The organism is Microvirga flavescens, from assembly GCF_003290125.1.
In the GTDB taxonomy this organism is placed as follows: Bacteria; Pseudomonadota; Alphaproteobacteria; order Rhizobiales; family Beijerinckiaceae; genus Microvirga; species Microvirga flavescens.
Genome location: NZ_QMKH01000011.1, coordinates 1 through 22662, shown reverse-complemented (window position 1 = coordinate 22662; position 22662 = coordinate 1). Strand labels below are relative to the sequence as shown.

The 22662-nt window shown below is 56.5% G+C and carries 13 protein-coding genes and 2 pseudogenes; 14 read left to right on the top strand and 1 reads right to left on the bottom strand.

Features of this window, described 5'->3' with window-relative positions; all coding sequences use genetic code 11:
• Nucleotides 1-12 precede the first annotated feature (12 nt).
• From DQW91_RS15905 to DQW91_RS16695, 10 genes are all read left to right on the top strand, one after another.
• A complete protein-coding gene (locus DQW91_RS15905; RefSeq protein ID WP_112664638.1) occupies nt 13-3030 on the top strand; it encodes a VCBS domain-containing protein in 3018 nt (1005 codons plus the stop codon).
• A gap of 46 nt (nt 3031-3076) precedes the next feature.
• Nucleotides 3077-3571, top strand: coding sequence for a prepilin peptidase (locus tag DQW91_RS15900; protein WP_157961477.1), 495 nt, complete (start codon nt 3077-3079; stop codon nt 3569-3571).
• On the top strand, nt 3568-5277 hold the full coding sequence (locus DQW91_RS15895; RefSeq protein WP_112664636.1) for a GspE/PulE family protein: 1710 nt from the start codon (nt 3568-3570) through the stop codon (nt 5275-5277). The genes DQW91_RS15900 and DQW91_RS15895 overlap by 4 nt, the downstream gene beginning before the upstream one ends.
• A complete protein-coding gene (locus tag DQW91_RS15890) occupies nt 5277-6503 on the top strand; it encodes a type II secretion system F family protein (protein ID WP_112664635.1) in 1227 nt (408 codons plus the stop codon). The genes DQW91_RS15895 and DQW91_RS15890 overlap by 1 nt, the downstream gene beginning before the upstream one ends.
• Nucleotides 6500-6982 carry a type II secretion system major pseudopilin GspG gene (gspG, locus tag DQW91_RS15885; RefSeq protein ID WP_112664634.1) on the top strand — a complete coding sequence of 161 codons (483 nt, stop codon included), beginning with the start codon at nt 6500-6502 and terminating at the stop codon, nt 6980-6982. The genes DQW91_RS15890 and gspG overlap by 4 nt, the downstream gene beginning before the upstream one ends.
• Complete coding sequence (locus DQW91_RS17360; protein ID WP_112664633.1) at nt 6891-7406, top strand: prepilin-type N-terminal cleavage/methylation domain-containing protein; 516 nt, start codon at nt 6891-6893, stop codon at nt 7404-7406. The genes gspG and DQW91_RS17360 overlap by 92 nt, the downstream gene beginning before the upstream one ends.
• A gap of 1022 nt (nt 7407-8428) precedes the next feature.
• Nucleotides 8429-9481, top strand: a complete 1053-nt coding sequence (locus DQW91_RS15865; RefSeq protein ID WP_112664630.1) for a hypothetical protein — start codon at nt 8429-8431, stop codon at nt 9479-9481.
• Nucleotides 9478-10038 carry a GspMb/PilO family protein gene (locus DQW91_RS15860; RefSeq protein ID WP_112664629.1) on the top strand — a complete coding sequence of 187 codons (561 nt, stop codon included), beginning with the start codon at nt 9478-9480 and terminating at the stop codon, nt 10036-10038. Before DQW91_RS15865 ends, DQW91_RS15860 begins: the two co-directional genes overlap by 4 nt.
• Nucleotides 10035-10478 carry a hypothetical protein gene (locus DQW91_RS15855; protein WP_112664628.1) on the top strand — a complete coding sequence of 148 codons (444 nt, stop codon included), beginning with the start codon at nt 10035-10037 and terminating at the stop codon, nt 10476-10478. Before DQW91_RS15860 ends, DQW91_RS15855 begins: the two co-directional genes overlap by 4 nt.
• Nucleotides 10465-11298, top strand: a complete 834-nt coding sequence (locus tag DQW91_RS16695; RefSeq protein WP_157961475.1) for a hypothetical protein — start codon at nt 10465-10467, stop codon at nt 11296-11298. The genes DQW91_RS15855 and DQW91_RS16695 overlap by 14 nt, the downstream gene beginning before the upstream one ends.
• 179 nt (nt 11299-11477) lie before the next feature.
• On the opposite strand, the pseudogene DQW91_RS15845 reads toward DQW91_RS16695, so the two are convergent.
• A pseudogene (locus DQW91_RS15845) lies at nt 11478-11882 on the bottom strand (RNA repair transcriptional activator RtcR family protein); the annotation flags it as partial.
• Nucleotides 11883-12826: 944 nt separating this feature from the next.
• Between DQW91_RS15845 and aspT the strand changes: the two are divergent.
• From aspT to DQW91_RS17255, 4 genes and pseudogenes are all read left to right on the top strand, one after another.
• Nucleotides 12827-14506 (top strand): aspartate-alanine antiporter, encoded by a 1680-nt coding sequence (gene aspT / locus DQW91_RS15840; protein ID WP_112664626.1) that lies wholly within the window; start codon nt 12827-12829, stop codon nt 14504-14506.
• A gap of 200 nt (nt 14507-14706) precedes the next feature.
• Entirely contained in the window at nt 14707-16254 is a 1548-nt protein-coding gene (locus DQW91_RS15835) for a DUF3300 domain-containing protein (RefSeq protein WP_245411076.1), read from the top strand.
• Nucleotides 16255-16350: 96 nt separating this feature from the next.
• Entirely contained in the window at nt 16351-17262 is a 912-nt protein-coding gene (locus tag DQW91_RS15830; protein ID WP_112664625.1) for a DUF2950 domain-containing protein, read from the top strand.
• A 738-nt stretch (nt 17263-18000) separates the two neighbouring features.
• Nucleotides 18001-22662, top strand: a pseudogene (locus DQW91_RS17255) (hypothetical protein); the annotation flags it as partial.

Sequence of the window (22662 nt, the reverse complement as noted above, 5' to 3'; positions counted from 1 at the left end):
GGAGAATGCTCGATGAGTCCTGTTCTGAGCCCGAGTTCTGTTGCGTTGACCTCGAACATCACGATCTCGGATCTCGACGGTGACATCCTGACCTATTCTGAACAATCGGGGCCAGTCCTTGTCGATCAGGGGGCAGCCGCCTCTCTTTCCACGGAGATCGAGAGCTTTGCCGAGGTGATCCTGACTGTCGCGATCGCCGGCATGGCGCCAACTCAGATCCTTTCTGTGCGCGATCAGGGGGCAGGGCCAGGGCAGATCAGTTTTCAAAATGGGGTCATCAAATATAATGGCACCGCGATCGGGGAGGTGACCGGTGGCACGGGTACTCCGCTAACGATCACACTGTCGACGAGTGACATCGGCGCGGTCGAAGCATTGCTGCATAATCTGACTTATGAGGATGTCGGTGATGCACCTGAAACGACCAGCCGCATCAGCATTGCGTTCTCGGACGATTCTGGCGTGTTGGCTAACGCCGAAGTGAGCGTGAATACCACTCAGGTGAATGATCCGGTGAAGGCCGGTAACGACGTCTTTGCCCTTGCTGCTGGCGATGTCAGGATCGGCAATGTCACGGACAACGACTTCGATCCGGACCAGCCTTCAGAGCCTGCTCTCTTCGATGTCGTGAGCTTCAACGCAGGCGAAACTTACCGGGACCCATTACCCGGGGAAGAGATGATCGGGGTCCCCATTGTCGGGATCTACGGCACGCTGACGCTTTATGCGGACGGAAGTTTTACGTATGCAGCAGACAACACGAGCTCGATCCCTGCGGGAGAAAGGGCGATCGATGTTTTCAGTTATGCGATCAAGGGCCTGGACGGTTCGCAGGCGACGGCGAAGATCACATTCGATGTGACTGGATCGGATTCGTTTCAAATCGCAAACCTTGACGGCGATACTCTGACTTATCCGGAGCACTCGGTTCCCCTTTTGCTCGATACCGGCGAAGCCGCCCTTGTTAACGGCACGTTGGCAACTTTCGATGGCGTCGTTCTCACGGTCTCCGTAGATCAGGCCTCGGGCTCCGAAGTCTTCTCCGTGATTTCTGAAGGCAGTGGAGCCGGTCAGATAAACGTTTTGACTGGAGGGGTTTTAACCTTCGGGGGCGAGGAGATCGGCTTGTTGACGAGCGAGCCGGGTGGGCTCCTGAGCGTTGTCTTCAATGCGTTTGCGAGCGCAGACGCGCTCACGGCTTTGCTTCGTCGCATCGCATATGCCGATGCGAGTGAAGCCCCTTCCGACAAAGCTGTGGCCATCACGTTGGCTCAGGGCGATACGATCTTGTCGATCTCTCATCTGACGGTTCTTGCAGAGAATGCTGCGGACGATCCCGTCGCTGGCGACGACATCGGGACAGTGACCGCTGGAAGCTCTCTAGCCGGCAGAGTTGGGGAGAATGACTACGACCCGGATGATGCTGGGGCAGCCCTGACCGTGATCGGCTTTAGTGCGGGTTCGTCAGCTGCAGACCCGCAAGCCATGCCAGGCGCGAGCGTCCAGGGCGCGTTCGGCACTCTGATACTGAATGAGAATGGTACCTACACCTATTTTGCGAACAATTCCGGCTCGATCCCAGTGGGTGGCGCCGCGCAGGACGTGTTCACTTACAGGATTGTGAGCTCTGCGGGAGGAGAGGCCTCAGCCAAGATCACGATTACTGTCGAAAACCCTCCAGTGGTGACTTTGTTCACGTTCTCGAATTTCGACGGTGACGCTCTCAATTATAGGGAGCAATCAGGCCCGATCCTGGTTGATCAGGACGCTGTCGTCACGGCGGACGGAATCGGTTGGAGTGGGGTCAAGCTCACAATCAGTATCGGTGGAGCAGTGTCAGGCGAAAGCTTAGGGCTGTTGAACCAGGGATCAGGTGCAGGTCAGGTTGGCGTCTCAGGTTCGAATGTCAGCTTTTCCGGGGACACGATCGGCACCTTGGTTCAATCCTCAGCCGCATCCCTTGAGCTCAGTCTCAATGAGACTGCGAGCGACGCTGCGATTTCCGCGGTCTTGCGAAGCGTCCAGTATAACAATCTGCTCGAGATCCTAACCCCGACAGCGCGGACGATCGTAGTAACTGCCAGCATCGGCACCCAAGTTTTCGGATCCGATTCGGCTACATTCCAGCTTACCCCAGTCGATGATCCGTTGCTGCCGGTTGCTGATGCGAACGTTGTCTTGGAAGATGCTACGATCTCTGGGAATGTCGTGGGGAACGATATCGATCCAGACCGGCCATCTCCATTGAGTCCAATTATCTCGGTACTTGGTGCGGCGTCTGGCACAACAATCCCATCTCCTCAATCTATGACGAGCCCACTCGTTCTGACCGGTCTTTATGGGACGCTCACTCTGAGCTCGGACGGGAGCTTCATCTATCGTGCTGATCATGCGGACGATCTGATTTTCGGCGAGTCAGCGCGCGATGTTTTCACCTATTTAGCCAGGAACGATACCGGTGATGAGGCGTCGACCACCGTTACGTTCGAAATCACAGGTGCAGACGAGATTAAAATCGGTGGCGCTTCGGCGGATATCCTGACAGGCGGCCGCGGTGCTGACGTGCTCAAAGGCCTCGGGGGGAATGATCGTCTCTACGGTGGCGACGGGAATGACATTCTGCTCGGCGGTGCAGGACGGGACAAACTCGACGGCGGTTTAGGGAACGATACTCTCAACGGCGCTAGCGGTATAGACACTCTCAAAGGCAATAAAGGAAAGGACGTTTTTGTTTTCGATAGCCGCAACGGCGTCGGTGACACCGTTCTCGACTTCAAGGTCAAGGAAGACAAGATCCACCTTTCCGGAAAGGCGTTCGGCCTCAAAAAGGGAACGCTGAAGGCTAAGTCATTCCTAAAAATCAATGGCGGTTCACCGGTATCTGCGGATTCAGATGACCGCATCATTTATGATCGGAGCAAGGGCCTTTTGTATGCTGATTTGGATGGCACAGGCAGCAAGCCGGCAATTCTTCTCGCAATCTTCAAGAACAAACCCGACTTGGGCCTGAAAGATTTTTTCATCATCTGATGGTCAAGAGATTGAACGATCATAGCGAATTGAGTGTGCATTCAACGTGACGCATGACAACGTTCTTCTATCTATCGCGGCGCTCTACCTCGCTTCTGTGTCGCTAGCGATCTCTGTTGTCGACGCGCGTCGCTTGGTGATCCCGAATACATTGAACGTTGCGAATCTTGGTGGCGGATTCGCCTTCGCAGCTCTTCTGAAAACATCGCTGCTTTCATCGATGATCGGCGGCGCAGTTGGATTCGCGGCACTCTTGGTATTTCGATCAAGTTATCAGAACATGAGGGGGCAAGAAGGATTGGGATTAGGCGACGTAAAATTTATGGCTGGAGCGGGCCTTTGGGTCGGTTGGCAAGGGCTCGCTCCGCTGTTGTTGGTTGCATCTCTGTCAGCGCTCATTTTCTTTGTGCTTCGAGCAGTTGTGAATGGGCATTCTAATTGGCGGAAGAAATTACCGTTTGGTCCATTCCTTTGCGCCGGGACCATGATTGTATGGAGCATTCAGGTGGCGGGGCACGCTCCATGGGTCAGTCCTCCATGACGGCGGTTCTGGATCAGTTTTCTCATGAAGCTGATGATGTGCTGGTTGAGCGTGTACTGAACGCTCTCGTCACGCGCGGGGTCTTGACCGTCCAGGCATTGGAGCGTGGCCGCCGGGCCGCCGTTGAAAGCGGTGAACGTCATGATCGCGCTCTTAATAAGCTGGGACTAGTTCCTGACACCGCGCTCGCCGAGGCTTGGTCCGCTGTCACGGGATTGAGAATCGTTACGATCGACGATTATCCGGAAGAGGCTCTTCTGACCGAGACGTTGCCGGTACCATTCCTTGATCATGCGAAAGCAATGCCGATCCGTGTCGATGGAGAGACCCTTCATCTTGCTATGGTCGATCCGCTAGACCGGTTTACTCCTGCCGCTATTGAGGAGAAGGCCAGCCTCACCGTTATCCCGTTCTTGGCACGACCGGGTGATTTCGCAGCCGCATTCGCACGCCTCTATCACTCCTCTGCCGATCAAGGAGACATCGAGCAAGGCCTCGATGTCGGATCGGGTCTATACCTCGATGTAGAGCGGCTTCGTGATCTCGCTAGCGACGCACCTGTGATCCGAATCGTCAACCGCCTTATCGATCAAGCAATCGAGCGAAAGGCATCGGACCTCCATATTTCGGGCACTCGCACTGGAGTTCGTATTCGCTATCGCATCGATGGAATTCTGCAGGATGCCGAAACGCCTCCGGCGCACCTCCACGCCGCCATTATCTCCCGATTGAAGATCATGGCAGGTCTCGATATCGCGGAACGGCGCTTGCCTCAGGATGGACGCATGCGTGTGCCCTGGCGTGGACGTGAGATCGATCTTCGCGTTTCCACTATGCCGCACCTGAACGGCGAGGGTGCAGTACTGCGCGTCCTGGATCGATCAAATATAAGATTGGACTTTGAAGACCTTGGTCTGTCGCCGTTGCTCATCGGGTTGCTTCGCCATGTCCTGTCGCAGACTCACGGGCTCCTACTCGTTACGGGGCCAACTGGCTCAGGAAAAACTACGACGCTCTATGCAGCCCTCGAGGCTATCGCATCACCGGAACTGAACGTCGTAACGGTGGAAGATCCGATTGAATATCAACTTGGAGGAGTCAATCAGATCCAGGTCAATCGAAAAATTGGCCTCGATTTTGCCAGCACCCTCCGCGCAGTTCTTCGGCAAGATCCAGATGTGATCATGGTCGGAGAGATTCGTGACGGCGAGACGGCAGCTGTCGCTAACCAGGCAGCATTAACGGGGCATTTGGTGCTAGCGACCCTTCACACCAACAATGCGTTGGCGGCCTTGCCGCGGCTCATCGACATGGGGGTCGAACCTTATCTCCTTGCTTCGACAGTTCGTGCATCAATGGCGCAACGGCTTGCACGGCGGCTTTGTCAATCCTGTCGCGAACCTCAACCTATAACGCCTTTCTTCCAGGACCTCTGGGGCTCGCGTCTGAAAAGTGAGTTCTGCTTCCACTCGGTGGGCTGCGCATCCTGCGGTGGATTGGGTCATGCGGGCCGCGTCGCTATTGCTGAGTTTATGCCTATGACGGCTTCCTTTAGATCGCACCTCTTGCGGCAGGCGGATGAAACGACTTTGTCCCGAGAGGCGCAGAGCGAAGGATTCGAGACAATGCTCGACGACGGTCTTGCAAAAGTCGCTGCAGGGCTCATCGGGATGGACGAACTCGTCCGGATCATCGGGTCCATGTAATGACGAACTTCCGATATGTGGCAGCCACGGGAAGAAATGAGATACGCGACGGCATTATCGAAGCCGGGACCGTGCAGGAGGCTCTCGCGGTTCTGCGAGGGCGTGGACTCTATGTCATTCGTATAGGAAAACCCACTCGTCTCTCGTCACTCTGGAACATCCTCAATCAAGATGTGACCTTGGGTCCCCAGGTCCGATCTGCGGAATTGGCTCGTTTGTCTCAGGAATGGGCTGGCCTCGTCGAAGCCGGTCTCCCTCTCGAAGAGAGTCTCGCGCTGCTCGATCATACGAGCCGATCCAGTACCCGGCGAGTGCTCGCTACCATCAGGGAGGCGGTCAAGGCAGGTATGGCTCTCCACGAGGCGTTAAGTCGGTTCCCCGGCTCTTTTCCGCCAGTGTACAGGGCCCTTGTCCAGGCTGGGGAGGTGGCAGGTAATCTCGGGCCGACCCTTCGACGTCTTGGAGACGATCTAATCGCCCGTCGAGCGATTGCCGAAGAAATTCGTAATGCGCTCTTGTATCCTTTGTTCCTGCTCGTCACGGCGACCGCCGGGATCATGGTTCTTCTACTCGTCGTAGTGCCCACTCTTGAGAGCCTGATAGGAGAGGGAGGCGATGAGAGGCTTCCCGCAGTAACGCGCCTGGTTCTCGCAATCAGCCATATCCTGCGTGATTATGGAGTTGTATTAACAACCGCGACCGTCGTGTCGACGATCGTTGTTTCGCTTCTCATTCTGACGCCCACGGGACGTACGCGTCTCGACGCATTCATCCTGAAAACACCTCTCTTGGGGTCGTTGATCAAGATCATCGAGACGGGCCGCTTCGCACGCACCTTCGGAGCTTTGTTGACCGGGGGTGTGGCAGTATCTCCTGCTATGCGTATTGCTCTTGAAACGGTTACGAACCGTCAAATACGTGCTGGCCTCGGATTGGCTCACGAATCCGTTGTCTCTGGGGCAGCCATCGCTGATGCGATCGCGGCGAGCGTCGTGTTTAGCGAAGATGCGATCGGCTTGATCCGGGTCGGAGAGAGAACTGGCCGCCTCGCTGAAGCTCTAGAGCGAATGGCAAGTTTTTACGAGGCACGCGCTACACGGAAATTGAAAGCACTGACAGCAATGCTGACGCCTGTCATGACCATAGTCTTCGGGGCCCTAGCGGGTGTCATCGTCTATGCCATGCTGTCGACCATTCTTGGCATCAACGAACTTGCAAGCTCATGATCAGATCTCGACTCACCTCCGTCAGAACTCGCAACGTTAGCCGAGCGTGTGGTCGATTTCGTGACGATTGTTGTGGCATGACGCTCCTCGAGATTCTCGTGGTGATGGTGATCCTTGGTCTTCTTGCGACACTCGGATCGATTCAGCTAATGAGTTATCTGGGTCGCGCAAAGACCGATACAGCCCGTCTTCAAGTGCAAGAACTTATGACCGCACTTGACTTGTTCCGGATCGACGTTGGTCGCCTGCCCACGACAAACGAGGGCTTACGAGCTCTGCTCGTCGAACCCGTCAATGTAAGCAACTGGCGCGGCCCCTATCTTCGGAGTCAGGGAATCCTGGCGGATCCTTGGCGCCGCCCCTATCAATACAAATCGCCTGGCGAGCATGGCGAGTACGACCTTGTCACCTTGGGGGCTGATGGAACCGTCGGGGGTGAGAAAGAGAATCGTGATGTGGCGAACTGGATCGAGCAGTGAAGGAGCCTTTACATTGCTAGAGGTCCTTGTCGTTCTGGTGATCTTGTCGCTCGTCGGAACGGTGACCGCGCTCGGCCTGCCGAACGCACGTGATCGCGTTAGGCTCACACAGGTCGGCGCTTGGCTTGACAGCATGCTTGCAGATCTTCGTGGGCAGGCGCGGAGAGAGGGGCGCATGCGTTGGGTGGAGTTTGACATGGAAGCGAGACGCTATCGGGTCTCCGATGCTGCATGGCGTGCTCTACCGCCTGATGTGGCGTTGTCATTTGAGCATCGCAGGCCGGCGACTGGATCAACCCCTGTCATCGCCTTTTTGCCTGACGGTACCGGCTCTGAAGTAGTGATTACTATGCAGGCAGGAGCCTATTCATCCGTCCGACACATCGGGTGGCTCACCGGATTGATACGCCGTGCGAACCACTAATGAATTCCATGCCGGCTTTACTTTGCTTGAAGCGCTTGTCGCTCTGACAATTTTGACGGGCACGACCGCGTCAATCATGACGCTCATTGCGACGAACCGGCGTGCTCAAACTTATGCCGACGCTGATCTCTCCGCTACATTGCATGTGCGAAGTCTTCTTGCGCGAATTGGCCGCGATCTTCCGTTGGAGATTGGCACGCAATCCGGCACATTCGACGACGGTCAGACTTGGTCCGTTCTCATTACGCCGTTTAAGGACGCAGAAGCACCGAGCGAACCGAAGTTACCATTGCTAGAGGTTCATGTCCGCCTGCCGCAGAGCGCCTCTAGACAGTCTCCGGTTGAGGTATTCACGCTTAGGAGAGCGTCCCAATGAAACGCCGGCAACGGATCGCGGGCCAGACGGGGTTCGCGCTCGTCGAACTCCTAGTCGCTGTCGCTGTGGCTGGTCTTGCCGGTTCTGTCCTCGTGGGCCTGGTGGCTTTTCTCGATCGCAACAATGCCGAGACAACACGGCGTATGCGGGAGTATGAAGAAACACTCGCTGTAGAACGAGTTTTGCGTATTCTTTTGGAGGGTGCTCTCCCATTCGTGCCTGGGACATCGCTGCGATCCGGAATTGTGGGCGATGATCAGAAACTCACTGTGATATCGATGGGGCCTCCGATCCTTGGTCTTGCGCAAGCAAGGCCGTTCACCTTGCGCAGGGAGGCGCGAGGTTCCGTATCGGATCTAATCCTCGTGTGGGTCGACGAAGTGGGGCGAGAGCAACGCGAGCTTATTGCGCAGGATGTAGTTGATTTCACTTTCGCTTATTTGCCTTCTACGCGCGCTTCCTCGGCGCCACTCTGGAAATCATGGTGGCGCGCTGAGGATGGATCCTTGACAGCGATACGCTTAGCGCTTCGTTTCGCTAGGGCTGCAACCTCCCGCGAGGTCGTAATCCCTATACAGGCGGATCTCCCGGCGACCTGTCTGCGCAATCCACGACAGGTAGGCTGTATCGGAGAAGGGGTTAGTCGATGAACACGTTTTCGCGGACGAGCCTGATTGAGCAGCGCTCTGTCGTGCAGAAGCAGGTAAATCTATGGGCGTCATTTCTTCCACTGGCGTTCAAACGCATCGTGCAACGAGAGCGCGCATGCGTGGTGGTCCGGATCGTACAGGGGGGATTTACAGCAACTCCCATGTCTTCGCGGCTCAAGAAAGCCTCTAAAATTCACTGGCAAGAGGAGGGCGGCCGCTGGCAGCCCGAAGCTTCCCTTCGCCAGCTTCTCCGCATTGCGCAGGAGCGACCAGTCGATCTCGAACTACCACCGGATTTTATCCTCTCTCATAGCGTAACGTTTCCGAGGGCCGCTCTCACAAATCTGTCTGACGCAATTAAATATGGCCTTCCGTCTTGGAGCCCGTTTCAAGATAACGACGTATACGTGAATGGAAGCGTGACTCGGGTTCAGTCAGAACAAGCCATGGTCTGTCTCCACTATGCCTTGAGAGCTAAGATCGACCCTGTGCTCGCGCGTCTCGATGCCATCGGTCTTACCGTAGACCGAATCGTTCTCGACACTGAATCGAACTGTTCCGTAACGCTGCCAACATCCAAGTTGGACCGTATACGGCGAGCACGTCGCGTTGATGGGGGGCTGGCTGCCATTGCAGTTTCGCTTGCTGTCCTTCTTGGTTCCTTTCAGGTGGCTCTTCTTTCAAGCAGGCTTGAGAATGCGGAGATCGTGCTTCGATCAGAAATAGCTCAATTTCGAAAAGCGGAAGCTCTCCAGGCGGCTTACACATCATTTGCGGCGCGCCGTTTAGCTGTATCGGAGAGACGAGCAAAAGAGATCAGCGTATATGAGCTTCTAGTGGTTCTTGCTCAGCATTTACCTGATGGTGTGGCCGTCAAGACGCTTGAAATCGGTAATGGACAAGGGCGACTCGAGCTCTCGGGCGGCGATCCAGATGAAATCTTGCAGGCGCTTCGAACGATATCGATCCTTAGCGATCTGAAAATCGAACCGATGCGTGCGACGCATTCGAGCGGCGTAACCTTTGAGCTAGCGAGAAAAGTCCCATGAAGTGGCATCGATCGCTCGCGTTATCCGTCGTCATTTCCGTTCTCCTCACTGGCGTTGGTTTCTTTGCGCTCGGGGAGGCATGGGTGGATCGGCGTTCCGCGCTTGCCTCCGTACAGTTTCGTCTTTCTGAGCTGCGAGCGCAGCGCCTTGACCCACGTGATGTCGAAACCATCAAGCGTGTGCTCGCGGCTGCGCCAGATCCACAAGCGGGGCTTCTTGTTGCGAGGGACGGCGATGCCGTGTCCCGCTTGGAAACTTATATCCGATCGGTTGCGCAGAACCACAACGCTGAGGTTCTGGCGATTTCTGCTGCGGAGGGGATGGCAGAGGGAAAACTTTCTGTCGTTCGCGGAAGCCTGCATCTTGTCGTCCGCGATGAAGACTTTGGATCTCTTGTGAAATCCTTGGAGACTGGAAATCCCGCAATTTTCGTAGAGCGACTTCGAGCCGCCTATAAGCTGGGGACCAACGCCGACAACGAACCGCCTATGCTCGATTTGATGGCATCAATTCTCGTCTATCGTGAGACACAGGTAGCCGAGGGAGCCATGCCATGAGATTGCGACGCATTCTACTTATTGGCATCAACATAGTGCTTGTGGCTACCTTCGGACCATTCATAGGCGAGTTGCTGTCTACCGACTTGTCGGCGGGTTCGACCTTTAAGGTAAGTTCCGTTTCCTTGCCGCCCCCTGTTCAAAAACCTGAGCATCCGGAGCTCGCCCGCACACTCTTTCACGCCCGGCCATTGCCTGTTGATTCAGAGAGCTTGTCTCCCGAGAAGGGCTCAACCTCCAACGTGCGACTCCTCGGCGTTATTCTAACAGAGGAGCAGCGGATCGCGGTGGTAGAACGCGCCGGGGTGGCGCTGCGAGTCGAAGAAGGTGATATGCTGGACGGATGGCAGGTTACGATGATCGCGGCGCGCAAAATTCGTCTTCAGAGTGAAGAGCAGAACATCGATGTTTTGTTGGATCCGCCGGTTGACCAGCGCTGAGTGCCTGTTCGAAGAAGCTCACAACAACGACACGCGTGGCTTTGTGTTGCTCTCAGTAGTGCTCGTTATTGGAGTAGTGTCGGCTCTTGTGGTCTCGTTGACAATGGAAGTTCGTTCGAGCCGCGCAAATGCTTCCACCGAACGTCGGCTCGTGCAAGCGACGGCTCTTGCGGATGCAGGCTTGGTTCGAGCCATCGCGGCTCTAGAGACATCGGACGATCGTCTTTGGGCGCGTCTGCTCAACAGGTCAGAGCCCGCACGTTGGCGTTTCACAGGCGGGGATGTGCTCATATCGCTCGTTCCTGAAACCGGAAAGGTCGACCTGAATTCCGGTGATCCAGATCTTGTCGTCAATTTATTGCGTGCTGTTGTTGAGGACGGTGCTGTAGCTGAGCGACTTGTGCGGCGGCTGGACGCTTTGCGTCGAACTCGTCAGGATCTCGAAACTGTGCGTGGCCTTCTGGATCCCGATTATCGTGCGAGCCCTCTCGCTCGTGATCTCGAAGCTGTCTTTACGGTATGGACAAACTTGCGTGGCGTCGATCCGAGATTCGCCCCTCCGATCGTGCTGCGTCAGTTGCCAGGTCTTCAAGAAGGTGAAGCCGAACTTCTTGTGCAGGCGCGAGACCGTGGTGTATATGCCGAATTATCGCCCTTCATCGCCCGTTTCGGCCCTCTTCTTGGAGCAAAAAGGCCCATCTACCGCGCGCAAGCTGAGGCGACGATTGAAGGTGTGACGGTACGGAGAGAGGCTCTCCTGATACATAATCCTGGAACCCGCACGACGTGGATTGTGTTTTGGCGTGATGTAATCGATTGACGCTGTTTTTGGCATCCTTCTGCTGGCGGAAGCGTTCCACCACTCTCAACGGATTATGTGCGGTTCAGGCTTTCGAAACTCAGATCGAAGCGCAGCAGATATTTGCGCAGGCGATCTGCGTCGTTGCCGCTGCTCTTCTGCAGACGCGAGATGGCGAAAAGCTCGCGGCCGGCCGCGCTCATGGTGTTGAAAGCGCCGCTGCGTGTGGCGATGCCGGATTTCAGGAAGGAGGTTGCCTCCTCATGCTCGGCGGCGAAGCGCGTGGCGATGGCGTCGTAGCGCGGCAGATCGAGGTCGATGATCGAATGGGTACCGGAACAGTCGTCACCTTCGCGATTCTTCGGCGGGGACAGCTGCAGAAGCCGAGCGGGGATGAAATGCGCCTCGGTGAGCAGGAACCAGCAGATCTGTGCGACATGCGTGCCGGTGGTGATGTTGACCAGATAGTCCTCACGTTCGGGATCGAAGACATAGGAATGGGCGAAATCGCGCAGGCTCGTATAGACCTCGCTGAAATCCCATGGATCCTTCATTTCGACGATGTGCGATCTCACCTCCGTCGCCGGCGAGACTTGCGCGATGTCGTCGATGACCTGCTTTGCAAGGCTGGCCGAGATCGTCGATGAGGTGTTGCCCCATGGTTGCATCATGGCCGGCGATTGGGAGGCGAATGCACCCTGGCGCAAGAAGAAGCAGGAGCGCTCATAGTATGTGATTGCTAGGGCGATGAGGAGATGTGTGAAGCGCCTTCGTGCCTCAGGCATGTGAGGCGCTTCGCACTTGGCGGTGGCCTGCCGCACATTGCGACCAGTTCCGTAGCATACGCCCGCAATAGCCTTTCACGGCACAACCCTAACTAATGAGATTCCGAATTGCAGCGCTAAGCAGACCCTCATAGAGAGCAGAGGAAAGTCTCCTTTTGACCCGACGCAGATATTTAGGTCGGAACCGCTCCCTCAGTGGAGAGTTTGGGTTTTCCGGCGGGTCCGGAGCCGGGAGAGGCATCGCCTGCCGGGATGCTGACATACAGTACGTTGTTGCTCCATATCTCGCCTACCTCGGCGTTGCAGGTGGGTTGACTGGCGTGCTGCTGTGGCCGGCGGTTGCCGTGCAGACTTTTGCGATCTGCATTTTCGACTTTCTTGCCGCCCTTGGTGTGATGCGTTTCTTTCGAAAGAAGCCTGTTCTTGCGCGAGCAATAAATGGCCTTTTCTTGCCAAAATTATCAATCCGCCTTCGAAGTTTGACGGTTCTGCGGCCTCCTAAAAATCAGCTACTCCGTTTGTGCCATTGAAAACAGACGGGCTTCTTCCAAGTGAATTGGGAAAGAATGTTTCCAGTAGTCCTGGCGAAAGACGCAAGTTTATCGCCCCGCATAGCCTGTTGTGATCGAGCCCGCGCCACCCGGGACGTGGCCAGAAGCTACCGACAGGTCTTCGACGCCTACACGCTGGCGTCCAAGAAAATGCAGACTGCTTGAAAAGCGTAAGGGAGCCGAGACGGGCGAGACGCGTGAGGAGAGTGAAGCATGGATTTCCTCGTGTCGGCTCTTCGCAACAATCCGGAGCTTGCGATCTTCCTGACGCTGGCGCTCGGTTTCCTGATCGGCCGCATCACGCTGGGGAGCTTTACTCTCGGAACGGTCGTCGGCTGTCTTTTGGCTGGCGTGCTGATCGGCCAGCTCGACATCAAGGTTCATCCCCTCGTCAAAACCGTTTTCTTTGATCTCTTTCTCTTCACGACGGGATACAAGGTCGGGCCTCAGTTTTTCCGTGGTCTCAGACGCGATGCTCTTCCTCAAGTGGCCCTGACGGTTCTTTTGTGCGTCACGTGCCTGCTGACGGCTTTCGGTTTCTCAAAGCTGATGGGGTACGACGTGGGCACCGCCGCAGGGCTCCTTGCCGGGGCTTTCTCGGAGTCGACTGTGATCGGCACCGCCGGAGATGCGATCCAGCGCCTGGCCATTCCGGAGGCGGAAAGAACTGCTCTCGTTAATAACATTCCGGTCGCCTATGCCGTGACTTACCTCGTGGGAACGGCCACGCTGGTCTGGTTCCTCCCCAAGATCGGCCCCAGGCTCATGGGGATCGATCTTCGAGAGGAAGCTCTTCGCACGGCCGGACAGAAAACTGCCGAGGCTGAAGACGGCGTCACGTCCGCTTCGCGTTCGTTCGACGTCCGGGCCTATCGCGTCGCCAATCCCAATCTGGTCGGCAAGACGGTAGCCGAGCTCGAGAGCATGCCGAAGACGATCCGGGTCTTCATCGTGCGTGTTCGCAGGGGCGGAAAGATTCTGGAATCGGCCCCCGATCTTGTGATCCAGGAAGGGGATGCCATTGCGGTGATCGGCCGACAGGAAATTCACGTCACGCGCGGCGCCACAATCGGTCCTGAAGTGAGCGACCCCGACCTTCTCGATATCCCACTCGAGTCATTGGATGTTGTCGTCACAAGTCGGTCCGTGGAAGGAAAGTCCCTCACGGAGTTGTCGCGGCTTCCTTTTGCGCGCAGCGTGTTTCTCTCGAAATTCACGCGCTCGGGAATTGATATTCCAATCTCTCCGGAGACCCAGATCGACCGGGGCGATGTGATGCGCCTGATCGGAACCATGCCCGAAGTTGAACGGGCGGCGAAGGATTTGGGTTATCCTGACCGGAAAACAGCGGCGACGGACATGGTCTTCGTCGGGATCGGCATCTTCCTGGGAGGTCTACTCGGTCTTCTCTCCATTGTGGTCTGGAAGGTGCCGTTGACGCTTACTGCGAGCGGAGGGGCGTTGATCATGGGTCTGATCTTCGGATGGCTCAGATCGGTCTATCCATTTTTCGGCCGCATTCCCGAAGCGGCAATCTGGATCTTTGATACTGTAGGTCTTTGTGCGTTCATCGGCATTGTTGGTCTAAGCGCCGGTCCCAGTTTCGTATCCGGGTTGCGGGCGTCGGGTTTAAGCCTTGTTCTTGTGGGTCTGATTTCGGCTCTCACGCCGCACACGCTCGCCATTCTCTTCGGGCGCTTCGTCTTGAAGATGAATCCGCTCATTGTGCTGGGCGCTTGTGCCGGCGCAGGGACGATCACAGCCGCGCTGCGTGCTGTGCAGGATGAGGCACAAAGCAATGTTCCGGCATTGGGGTATACCATCCCCTATGCCATCGGAAACATTCTGCTGACGGCCTGGGGGCCAGTCATCGTCGCGATGATGTCTTTTTAAACGGCTCTGTTTGACGAATGCGATGCCGGGGAAAATTGCTCGCTTTGCTTCATGTGCACCGTCTGCAGTCTGCATCGCACGTAAAGAGCCTTGCCGGCGGGGATGGCGAAGCTAGTTATGGGATAGCGGCACGAATTCTTGTGGCTCGATGATGCCTGTTCCCAACGAGGATCGCATGTCGCCATGATCGGGAGGTTTGGATGACCCTCCAAATGAAATACCTGCTGGTGATCGCATTCGTTCTCTCTTCGTCCTTCGGGGCCTTCGCGCAAGGCTCTGGCTCGACTCCGGCCCCTGCCCCGGCAGTTGACCAGCCACTCCGCAAATCTGGACAGCTCGATGCGCTTCTCGCGCCTATCGCGCTCTACCCGGATTCACTGCTGGCCGAGGTCATGATGGCAGCGACCTATCCGCTTGAAGTGGTTCAGGCTGACCGCTGGCTCAGCGCCAACAAGAAGCTAAAGGGAGATCAGCTCAAGTCGGCGGCGGAGAAACAGGGTTGGGATTCCAGCGTGAAGTCGCTGGTCGCAACGCCGTCCGTGCTGCAAATGATGAGCAAGAATCTCGATTGGACGAAAGACCTTGGCGATGCCGTTCTGGCGCAGCAAACGGACGTGATGGACGCGGTTCAACGGTTGCGATCGAAGGCGCATGAGAACAAGAGGTTGACATCGAACAAGGAGCAGACCGTCACGGTTCAGCAGGAACAGAACCGGCAGATAATCGTCATCGAACCCGCCAATCCCAATACGATTTCCGTCCCCTATTATGATCCGGCTGTCGTCTATGGCGGGTGGCCTTATGCGGAGTATCCGCCATACTACTTCGGTGCTCCTGGCTATATCGCTTCCGGAGCCATTGCGACCGGTCTTGCGTTCGGCGGAGCCTATGCTCTCGGGCGCTGGGCATCGAACGGAGCTTATTGGGGCGGTGGAATCGGATGGGGCGGGAACAATATCTATTACAATCGTAATCGCGTGACGCATTGGGAGCACAATCCGCAGCACCGCCAAGGCGTCAGGTACGACAACGCCAATGTGCAGCAGCGGTTTGCGAACAGGAACATTCAGGCGGGACGCGACGCACGAATGGACTTTCGCGGTCGCGGCGGTGAGCAGGCTCTCAATCCGGCTGGCGGGCGACAGTCCAACGTCGCCAATCGTGGCTCAGCCGCAAACCGCGCGGCGCGCAAGCCGACGACCCGCCAAAACGTTGCCGCCGGCGGTCGGGGTCAAAGGCCTGCTGCGCGTGCCAATGCTCCAAGAGGCCCTTCGCGTAACGCAAGGCCGCCTGGACGTGGGCGCGACAACGCGTTCGGCAACATTCAATCCGGACGGGTGGCGAACATGCAGGCCCAGCGCGGACGGGTGAGCTTCGGGAGCGCGAGCGCTCATCGAGGTTTCTCGGGGGCCGTCAGAGGCGGAGGTTTCCGTGGCGGAGGAGGTTTCCGGGGTGGAGGAGGGGGCTTCCGAGGTGGAGGGCGGCGATCCGATATTCAGCTTAAGCACGATGTCGTTCTCCTCGGCTATCTCAGCAACGGTCTCGGCTTCTATCGCTTCGCATACAACGGCAGTGACAAGGTTTACGTCGGCGTCATCGCGCAGGAAGTCGAGAACGTGATCCCCAGTGCCGTCACGCGCGGTCGGGACGGTTACTTGCGCGTCTTCTACGACAAGCTCGGACTGCCGTTCCAGACCTATGACCAATGGGTCGTCTCCGGCGCACGGGTACCTCGAATTTCGCATTAGCCGGCAAGGACGAGGCGCGAGAAGGGGCCCGTCAGCATTCAGCGTCATAAGGACACGAAGGCCATGTCGATTGTTCTATTCCAAAACTCATGCCGCATGAGCACGGTCTTTCTGATTGCGGCTGTCGCGCTGATCGTGATGGCACCTGCAGCCAATGCGCAGCAATCCTTCAGAACGCCGGAGGAGGCCGCCGATGCGCTTGTGGCGGCAGCCAGACGCGGCGACAGCAATGGCATGCTCAAGGTTCTGGGCTCGTCTGGCGAAGATATCGTGTCATCCGGTGACGCGGTGGCCGATAGCGCAACGCGCGAGCGTTTCCTCGCAGCCTTCGATACCCGTCATCAGGTCACCGTGGACGGCGGCAAGGCGACGTTGATGGTCGGGGCGGAGGATTTCCCGTTCCCTATTCCGCTCGTCAAAAAAGACGGGCAATGGCGGTTCGATACGACCGCCGGTCGCCGGGAGATTGTCTATCGCCGTATCGGCCGCAATGAGCTCGATGCGATCCAGAGTTCCCTCGCCTATGTCGACGCGCAGAGTGACTACGCCGAAAAGGATCGCACAGGTGCGGGCCGTGGTATCTATGCGCAGCGCTTCATAAGCAGTGAGGGAAAGAAGGATGGCCTGTACTGGCCTATTTCCAAGGGGGATGACCCCAGCCCGCTCGGTGCTCTCGTCGGATTGGCGACCCGCGAGGGCTATCGCATCACCGGCGAGCGGACACCCCTTCGCGGCTACTATTACAAAATTCTCACCAGGCAAGGCCCCGCCGCTCCCGGTGGCGCGCTTGATTATGTGGTGAACGGAAAAATGATCGGCGGCTTTGCCCTTGTCGCGTACCCGGCGGAATACGGAAACTCAGGCGTCATGACCTTCCTCGTCAGCCATGGCGGCAAGGTTTATGAGAAGGATCTGGGATTGGAGACGGCAAAAATCGCCGCCCAGATGACGTCGTTCAATCCCGATCACACCTGGAAAGAAGTTGCGTCGCCCGAACAATCTCAATGAGATTCGGCATTGTTTGATGATCTCAAATGCAGCGACCCTCCCCATCTTTACTCTGGCTTTTTGACCGTAAGCCTCGCGCGGGGCCTCACGTTAGCCGATGCCGGCCCGTCGCGTCGCCGCCACCGGCCTGCACTCAGGTGACGGTTTCCGTCCGCCTTTGCCAACCTCGTCCTCTGCCATGGTCCAAGAGTCGCGGCTGCTCGTCTGGTGAATGGCGACAGGCGGCCTGATGAGGCTGGCCTGCCGTGAGACAAAAGGAAAGCCCTTCTCCTATACGGCCCTTTTGATGGCCTTTCCTTCGTTCAAGCAAAGAAAAGATCGTTTTTCTTTGCAGCGCAATGTTTCCCTCTCAAGACCTTGATCTTTCGAGCATGTGGTTGGCTCCCGTCAAATGCCCGCCTGCTGCGAATGCTGATGTTTAAGAGCCAAAACTCCATTTAAATGACTGGTTTCAAATTTTGTCTTTCGTGCATTGATGCCCGGTGAATGAATAAACATCGATTGATATCGATGTGGCGGGGGCAGACTTGGTTGCACGATGCTTTGAATGGGAGAGTTCCCCGCGGCGCGAAAGCGCGCCGTGGCGTGATGCTCTTATCAGTATGCATCGGCTCACAACCGAAAACACAAGCGAGCCGTCGCCGTACGTTAATTCCGCCGCATCAGCGGCTCTCTCGCCTTGCTGCGTAGTCAATAACAGCAAGCAAATTTGCCATACACCATACGAGGGGGCGTAAAGTGTCTTATCCTTCAATCCAGGAAAGCGATTCCGCTTCAATCGCCACGGCGTCCGCGTCGCTCGTGCCTCCATTCGCGTGGGGGATTGAACGGACGATCACCTCGCAATCGGGATCGGGTGAGTATGAGTCCCGGGTTATTGGTCTTCGCAACGGGAATATTCTGGTTGTTTACCGTGATGGGAGTGATGGCACGATCAAGGGCCAGCTTCTTGATCCGTACGGAGGTCGCACCGGATCCGCATTCACAATTTACAGCGAGATTCCCGCGACGGCGACACTCGGCAATTTTGACGTCGTGCAGCTTGGCAACGGCCAGGTCTCCCTCGTTTTCGAGGATGAGTCTGTTGGGCACCTGCGTCCGACGCGCATCATGGCGCAGAGTTTTGACCCGTTGACGGGAACCGTCCTGGGAATACCCGACATTATCGTGTCGTCGCAGACGGATGATAGATTGTTAGGACAAGTGAGCGCTGTTGGGGACAGCGGTATTCTCGTTGATGCCTGGGGTCCAGGCATGACGCTCACGTCGGCTTATTTGAAGGCATCTCAAACCGCCCAGGTACAGACTCTCACAGGCTTTACGGAAGATCTGCCCGATGCGCAGGGCAGAAGCGTTACGGTAACATTGAGCGATGGCAGGATAGCATTGGTTCAATGGGGGGCGGCTTACTTCGGCGGTAATAGGGCTAACTATTATACCAAGATAAAAATTTATGACGCGAACGGGGTTCTGGTATCCGGCGGAGGCTCGGCCGATCCTGTATTCGGTATGGATGTCGCTCGCGATGCTGGATTCGGCCTTAGAGAACTAATACCACTCGCAGGTGGAAAATATGCTTATGTCTTCAATCACGCTGGCAAATTATATGTAAAAATTGGTGGTGGCAACCCTATACTTCTTAATACGGATGGTGACTACAAGATAAAAATTCTGTCCAACGGACATATCGTATTTGCTTATGAGTATACTACCGACATACATGCAATAATTCTGGACAAAGACGGATCGCTTATTAGGTCTGACTTCATCGTTAGCACGAATCCGACTGGCACTCAGTCGCATTACGACATTGCGGAGCTTGCTGACGGCCGTTTTATGGTCACCTGGGCCACGGCTCCAGACAACCAGTTCTCGAGCTTTGATATCCACGGACAGATTTTTGATACCCGCACCCAAACGGGTTTTGTCATGACGTCCTCATCGCCTGATAACGACACGCTAATTGGATCGGCTTATCACGATACGCTGCTTGGAGGGGACGGAAACGATGACCTGTCCGGCGGCGATAGCAATGACTATCTGTCTGGCGGAACTGGCGATGACATTCTCGACGGCGGCAACACCGGCAGCGATAAGCTCTACGGAAACGAGGGTAACGATACGCTGCGTGGCGGTAACGGAGCTGATATTCTCGATGGAGGTGATGGCATTGACATCGCTTCATATGCCACATCGCGCGAAGGCGTATATGCGAGTTTCACCTCTCCCCACCTGAACAGCGGTGACGCCAAAAACGACACCTACACCTCGATCGAGGGATTGGCAGGATCGAAGTTCGCCGACACTCTCGAAGGTGCCGATAAGAGTGATGCTCTTTATGGTGGTGACGGAGACGACATACTCAAAGGCGGTGGTGATACCGACTATCTGCATGGCGGTGCGGGAGCTGACACGCTCGATGGTGGCGCAGGCTTCGATTATGCCGTCTATTTGACAAGCGGTAAGGGGCTGGCCGCGTACTTGGATAATTCGGGTCTCAATACCGAAGATGCCCAGTACGATGTCTATTCTGATATCCAGGGCTTAATTGGAACGGCGTTTGCCGACACGCTCGGCGGCGATGACAATGCGAATGTCCTTAATGGATACCGCGACGATGATCTCCTGATTGGCTTTGGAGGCGCGGATACGATTGAGGGCGATGAGGGCAACGATACACTTGAGGGCGGCGCAGGCGGCGACGTTCTGAGTGGTGGGAGCGGCTTTAACTTCGCCCATTATGCCGGGACTGCCGTCAAGGTTGATCTCTCGACCGGGAAGGGATTCGGGGGCGAAGCGGAAGGTGATGTTCTCGTCAACATTCAAGGCGTTAGCGGGGGCAGCGGAAACGACACGATCATCGGCAGCGGCGAAGTCAATGATCTGAAAGGGAACCTCGGAAACGACTCCCTCGATGGCGGTGCCGGCAACGACACTCTCAGTGGCGGCTCCGGAAACGATGTGCTGATCGGTGGTACGGGGGCTGATACCCTCGATGGTGGCTTCGGAAACGATTTTGCGTCCTATGTGACGGCACGCGAGCGTGTTGAAGTTTATCTTGATGGATCGGTCACAAATGTGGGCGATGCTCTCAATGATCGCTATATTTCCATCGAAGGCCTGATTGGCTCGCAGTTTCATGACGTCCTGGTCGGAGATCTTGGCAACAATAACCTCCAGGGTTTGGACGGTAACGATTCTCTCATTGGCGGCTTGGGAAATGACAGCCTCTACGGTGCCATCGGTGAAGACACGCTTCGCGGCGGACTTGGGAACGACCTGCTTGACGGCGGCAATGGCAAGGACGAGCTCTACGGCGAGAGCGGCGATGACTTTCTCAAAGGCGGGACCGGCAACGACGTTCTGAACGGCGGCACTAACAACGACTATCTCATGGGTGAGGACGGTGACGACGCACTCCATGGTGATGAAGGCGATGACTATCTCTTCGGCGCCGACGGCGACGACCTGCTGAAAGGTGGTTTTGGCAACGACGTGCTCGAAGGCGGGGCCGGTAAAGACGCGATGGACGGCGGCGAGGGGTTCGACTTTGCCTCGTATGGCGACTGGATCGCTGCTGACAATGATACCGGTGTCAAAGCGAGCCTTCTGGGTGGGGGCGGCACGGGCTACGCAAGCGGAGACACCTATACTTCAATCGAAGGCCTGATCGGGTCCGAATATAGCGATGAGCTTATCGGCGATAACAATGACAATGAAATTCAGGGCGGGTACGGAAACGACACCCTTACCGGTAATGGGGGGCATGATACCCTCCATGGCGGCGACGACAACGATTTGATCTATGGCGATGCCGGGGATGATGTCCTCTACGGTGATGACAGCGACGATACCCTCTATGGAGGCACTGGCGCCGACAAGCTCTATGGTGGTTCAGGAAACGACGTCCTGGATGGCGGGATGGAATCCGACACGCTCGATGGCGGCGGAGGCAACGATACCTATTACATCAGGAATCAAGTGGGTGTCCCGGCCCCGACCATTATCGATGAAAGCGGAATTGATACGGCGATTGTCTTTGGAAACTATACGCTCAGCGACAATTCCCCGCTTGAGAACCTGACGCTTGACGAAACCGCTGTGAGCCCCGGGATTACTCTGAAAGGCAATCAGGGCAAGAACGTCCTTACCGGAAATGGCTCCGCCAATATTCTGGACGGTGGCGGGGGTGGCGACACACTCGTTGGTGGTGCCGGCGACGATACTTACATCATTCGCAGTCTCGATGACGTCGTGAGGGAAGAAGCGGGTGCTGCCGGTGGAACCGACACGGCCTATGTCATGGTCGATGGCCGTTCAGAAGAAGACTGGCGCAACATCCTGAAGAATGTCGAGAACGTCATCATTTTGACGGGAGAAACGACCCAGACCGGCGGCGACGGAGATGACACGCTGATCGGTGGCGAAGGCAGCGATACGCTCGACGGAGGCAAGGGCAACGACCTCATCATCGGCAATGGCGGCGACGATCTCCTCATTGGTGGATCAGGAAACGATGTGCTGAACGGCGGCGCCGGCAACGATCAGCTGGTGGGCGGCTCCGGCAATGATATCTACTACATCGACGATGTCGGTGACGTTATTGTCGAGACCACGGACGAGAGTGGCGGCATTGACACGGCCTACATCCTCTTCGATGCGAGCAAAGGTTTCACATCGTATGATCTGAATGACACTGTCGGCGTCGAATTCCTCATCATCGATCCCAATTCGACGATCGGCGGCAGCGTCTCGGGTAACAACCTGGCGAACACGATCATCGGAAGCGGCTTTGACGACACGCTCGATGGAGGCGGTGCCACCAACGGCGGCCAGGATTCCCTGGCGGGCGGTGCCGGCAACGACGTTTACTTCATCACTCATAGCGGCGATATCATCATCGAAAGCGTTGATACTGCAGGCGGCAGCAATGACGTCGCGTATGTCTCCGGTCTCAAGTATCATCTCGCGGACGATGTCGGCATCGAACTCCTGGCTGCGAGCGGTGAGGCGAGCCAAGGTTCATGGCTGATCGGAAATAACTACGCCAATACCCTTCGGGGAAGTCACCTTGACGATACTCTGGACGGTGGATCCAGTGCTGTCGCCCATACTTTGCAAGGCGGCTTTGGAAACGACGTCTACTTCGTTCGGAACGTCAATGACCTGATCTCCGGCGAAATTAATGCGGACGGTGTCAACATCAGCACCAACGACACGGCTTACATCCATGACGATGTGGCCGCCGCTCTCTTCGCGCTTCACTCGGATTGGGGGAACGACTGGACCCGCATCGAGACATACTTCCAGAGCTTCGGTATCGAAAAGATCGAAAAATGGAATGGGTCCGGACCCGGTGATCCGGAGGGGCCGACGAATATCGCATTCTCGGATGCGACG

Excerpts from the sequence above, each read along its gene's own strand:
- DQW91_RS15905 (WP_112664638.1), top strand. The coding sequence starts at position 13 with ATGAGTCCTGTTCTGAGCCCGAGTTCTGTTGCGTTGACCTCGAACATC.
- DQW91_RS15895 (WP_112664636.1), top strand. The coding sequence starts at position 3,568 with ATGACGGCGGTTCTGGATCAGTTTTCTCATGAAGCTGATGATGTGCTG.
- DQW91_RS15890 (WP_112664635.1), top strand. The coding sequence starts at position 5,277 with ATGACGAACTTCCGATATGTGGCAGCCACGGGAAGAAATGAGATACGC.
- gspG (WP_112664634.1), top strand. The coding sequence starts at position 6,500 with ATGATCAGATCTCGACTCACCTCCGTCAGAACTCGCAACGTTAGCCGA.
- DQW91_RS17360 (WP_112664633.1), top strand. The coding sequence starts at position 6,891 with ATGGCGAGTACGACCTTGTCACCTTGGGGGCTGATGGAACCGTCGGGG.
- DQW91_RS15865 (WP_112664630.1), top strand. The coding sequence starts at position 8,429 with ATGAACACGTTTTCGCGGACGAGCCTGATTGAGCAGCGCTCTGTCGTG.
- DQW91_RS15860 (WP_112664629.1), top strand. The coding sequence starts at position 9,478 with ATGAAGTGGCATCGATCGCTCGCGTTATCCGTCGTCATTTCCGTTCTC.
- DQW91_RS15855 (WP_112664628.1), top strand. The coding sequence starts at position 10,035 with ATGAGATTGCGACGCATTCTACTTATTGGCATCAACATAGTGCTTGTG.
- aspT (WP_112664626.1), top strand. The coding sequence starts at position 12,827 with ATGGATTTCCTCGTGTCGGCTCTTCGCAACAATCCGGAGCTTGCGATC.
- DQW91_RS15835 (WP_245411076.1), top strand. The coding sequence starts at position 14,707 with ATGACCCTCCAAATGAAATACCTGCTGGTGATCGCATTCGTTCTCTCT.
- DQW91_RS15830 (WP_112664625.1), top strand. The coding sequence starts at position 16,351 with ATGAGCACGGTCTTTCTGATTGCGGCTGTCGCGCTGATCGTGATGGCA.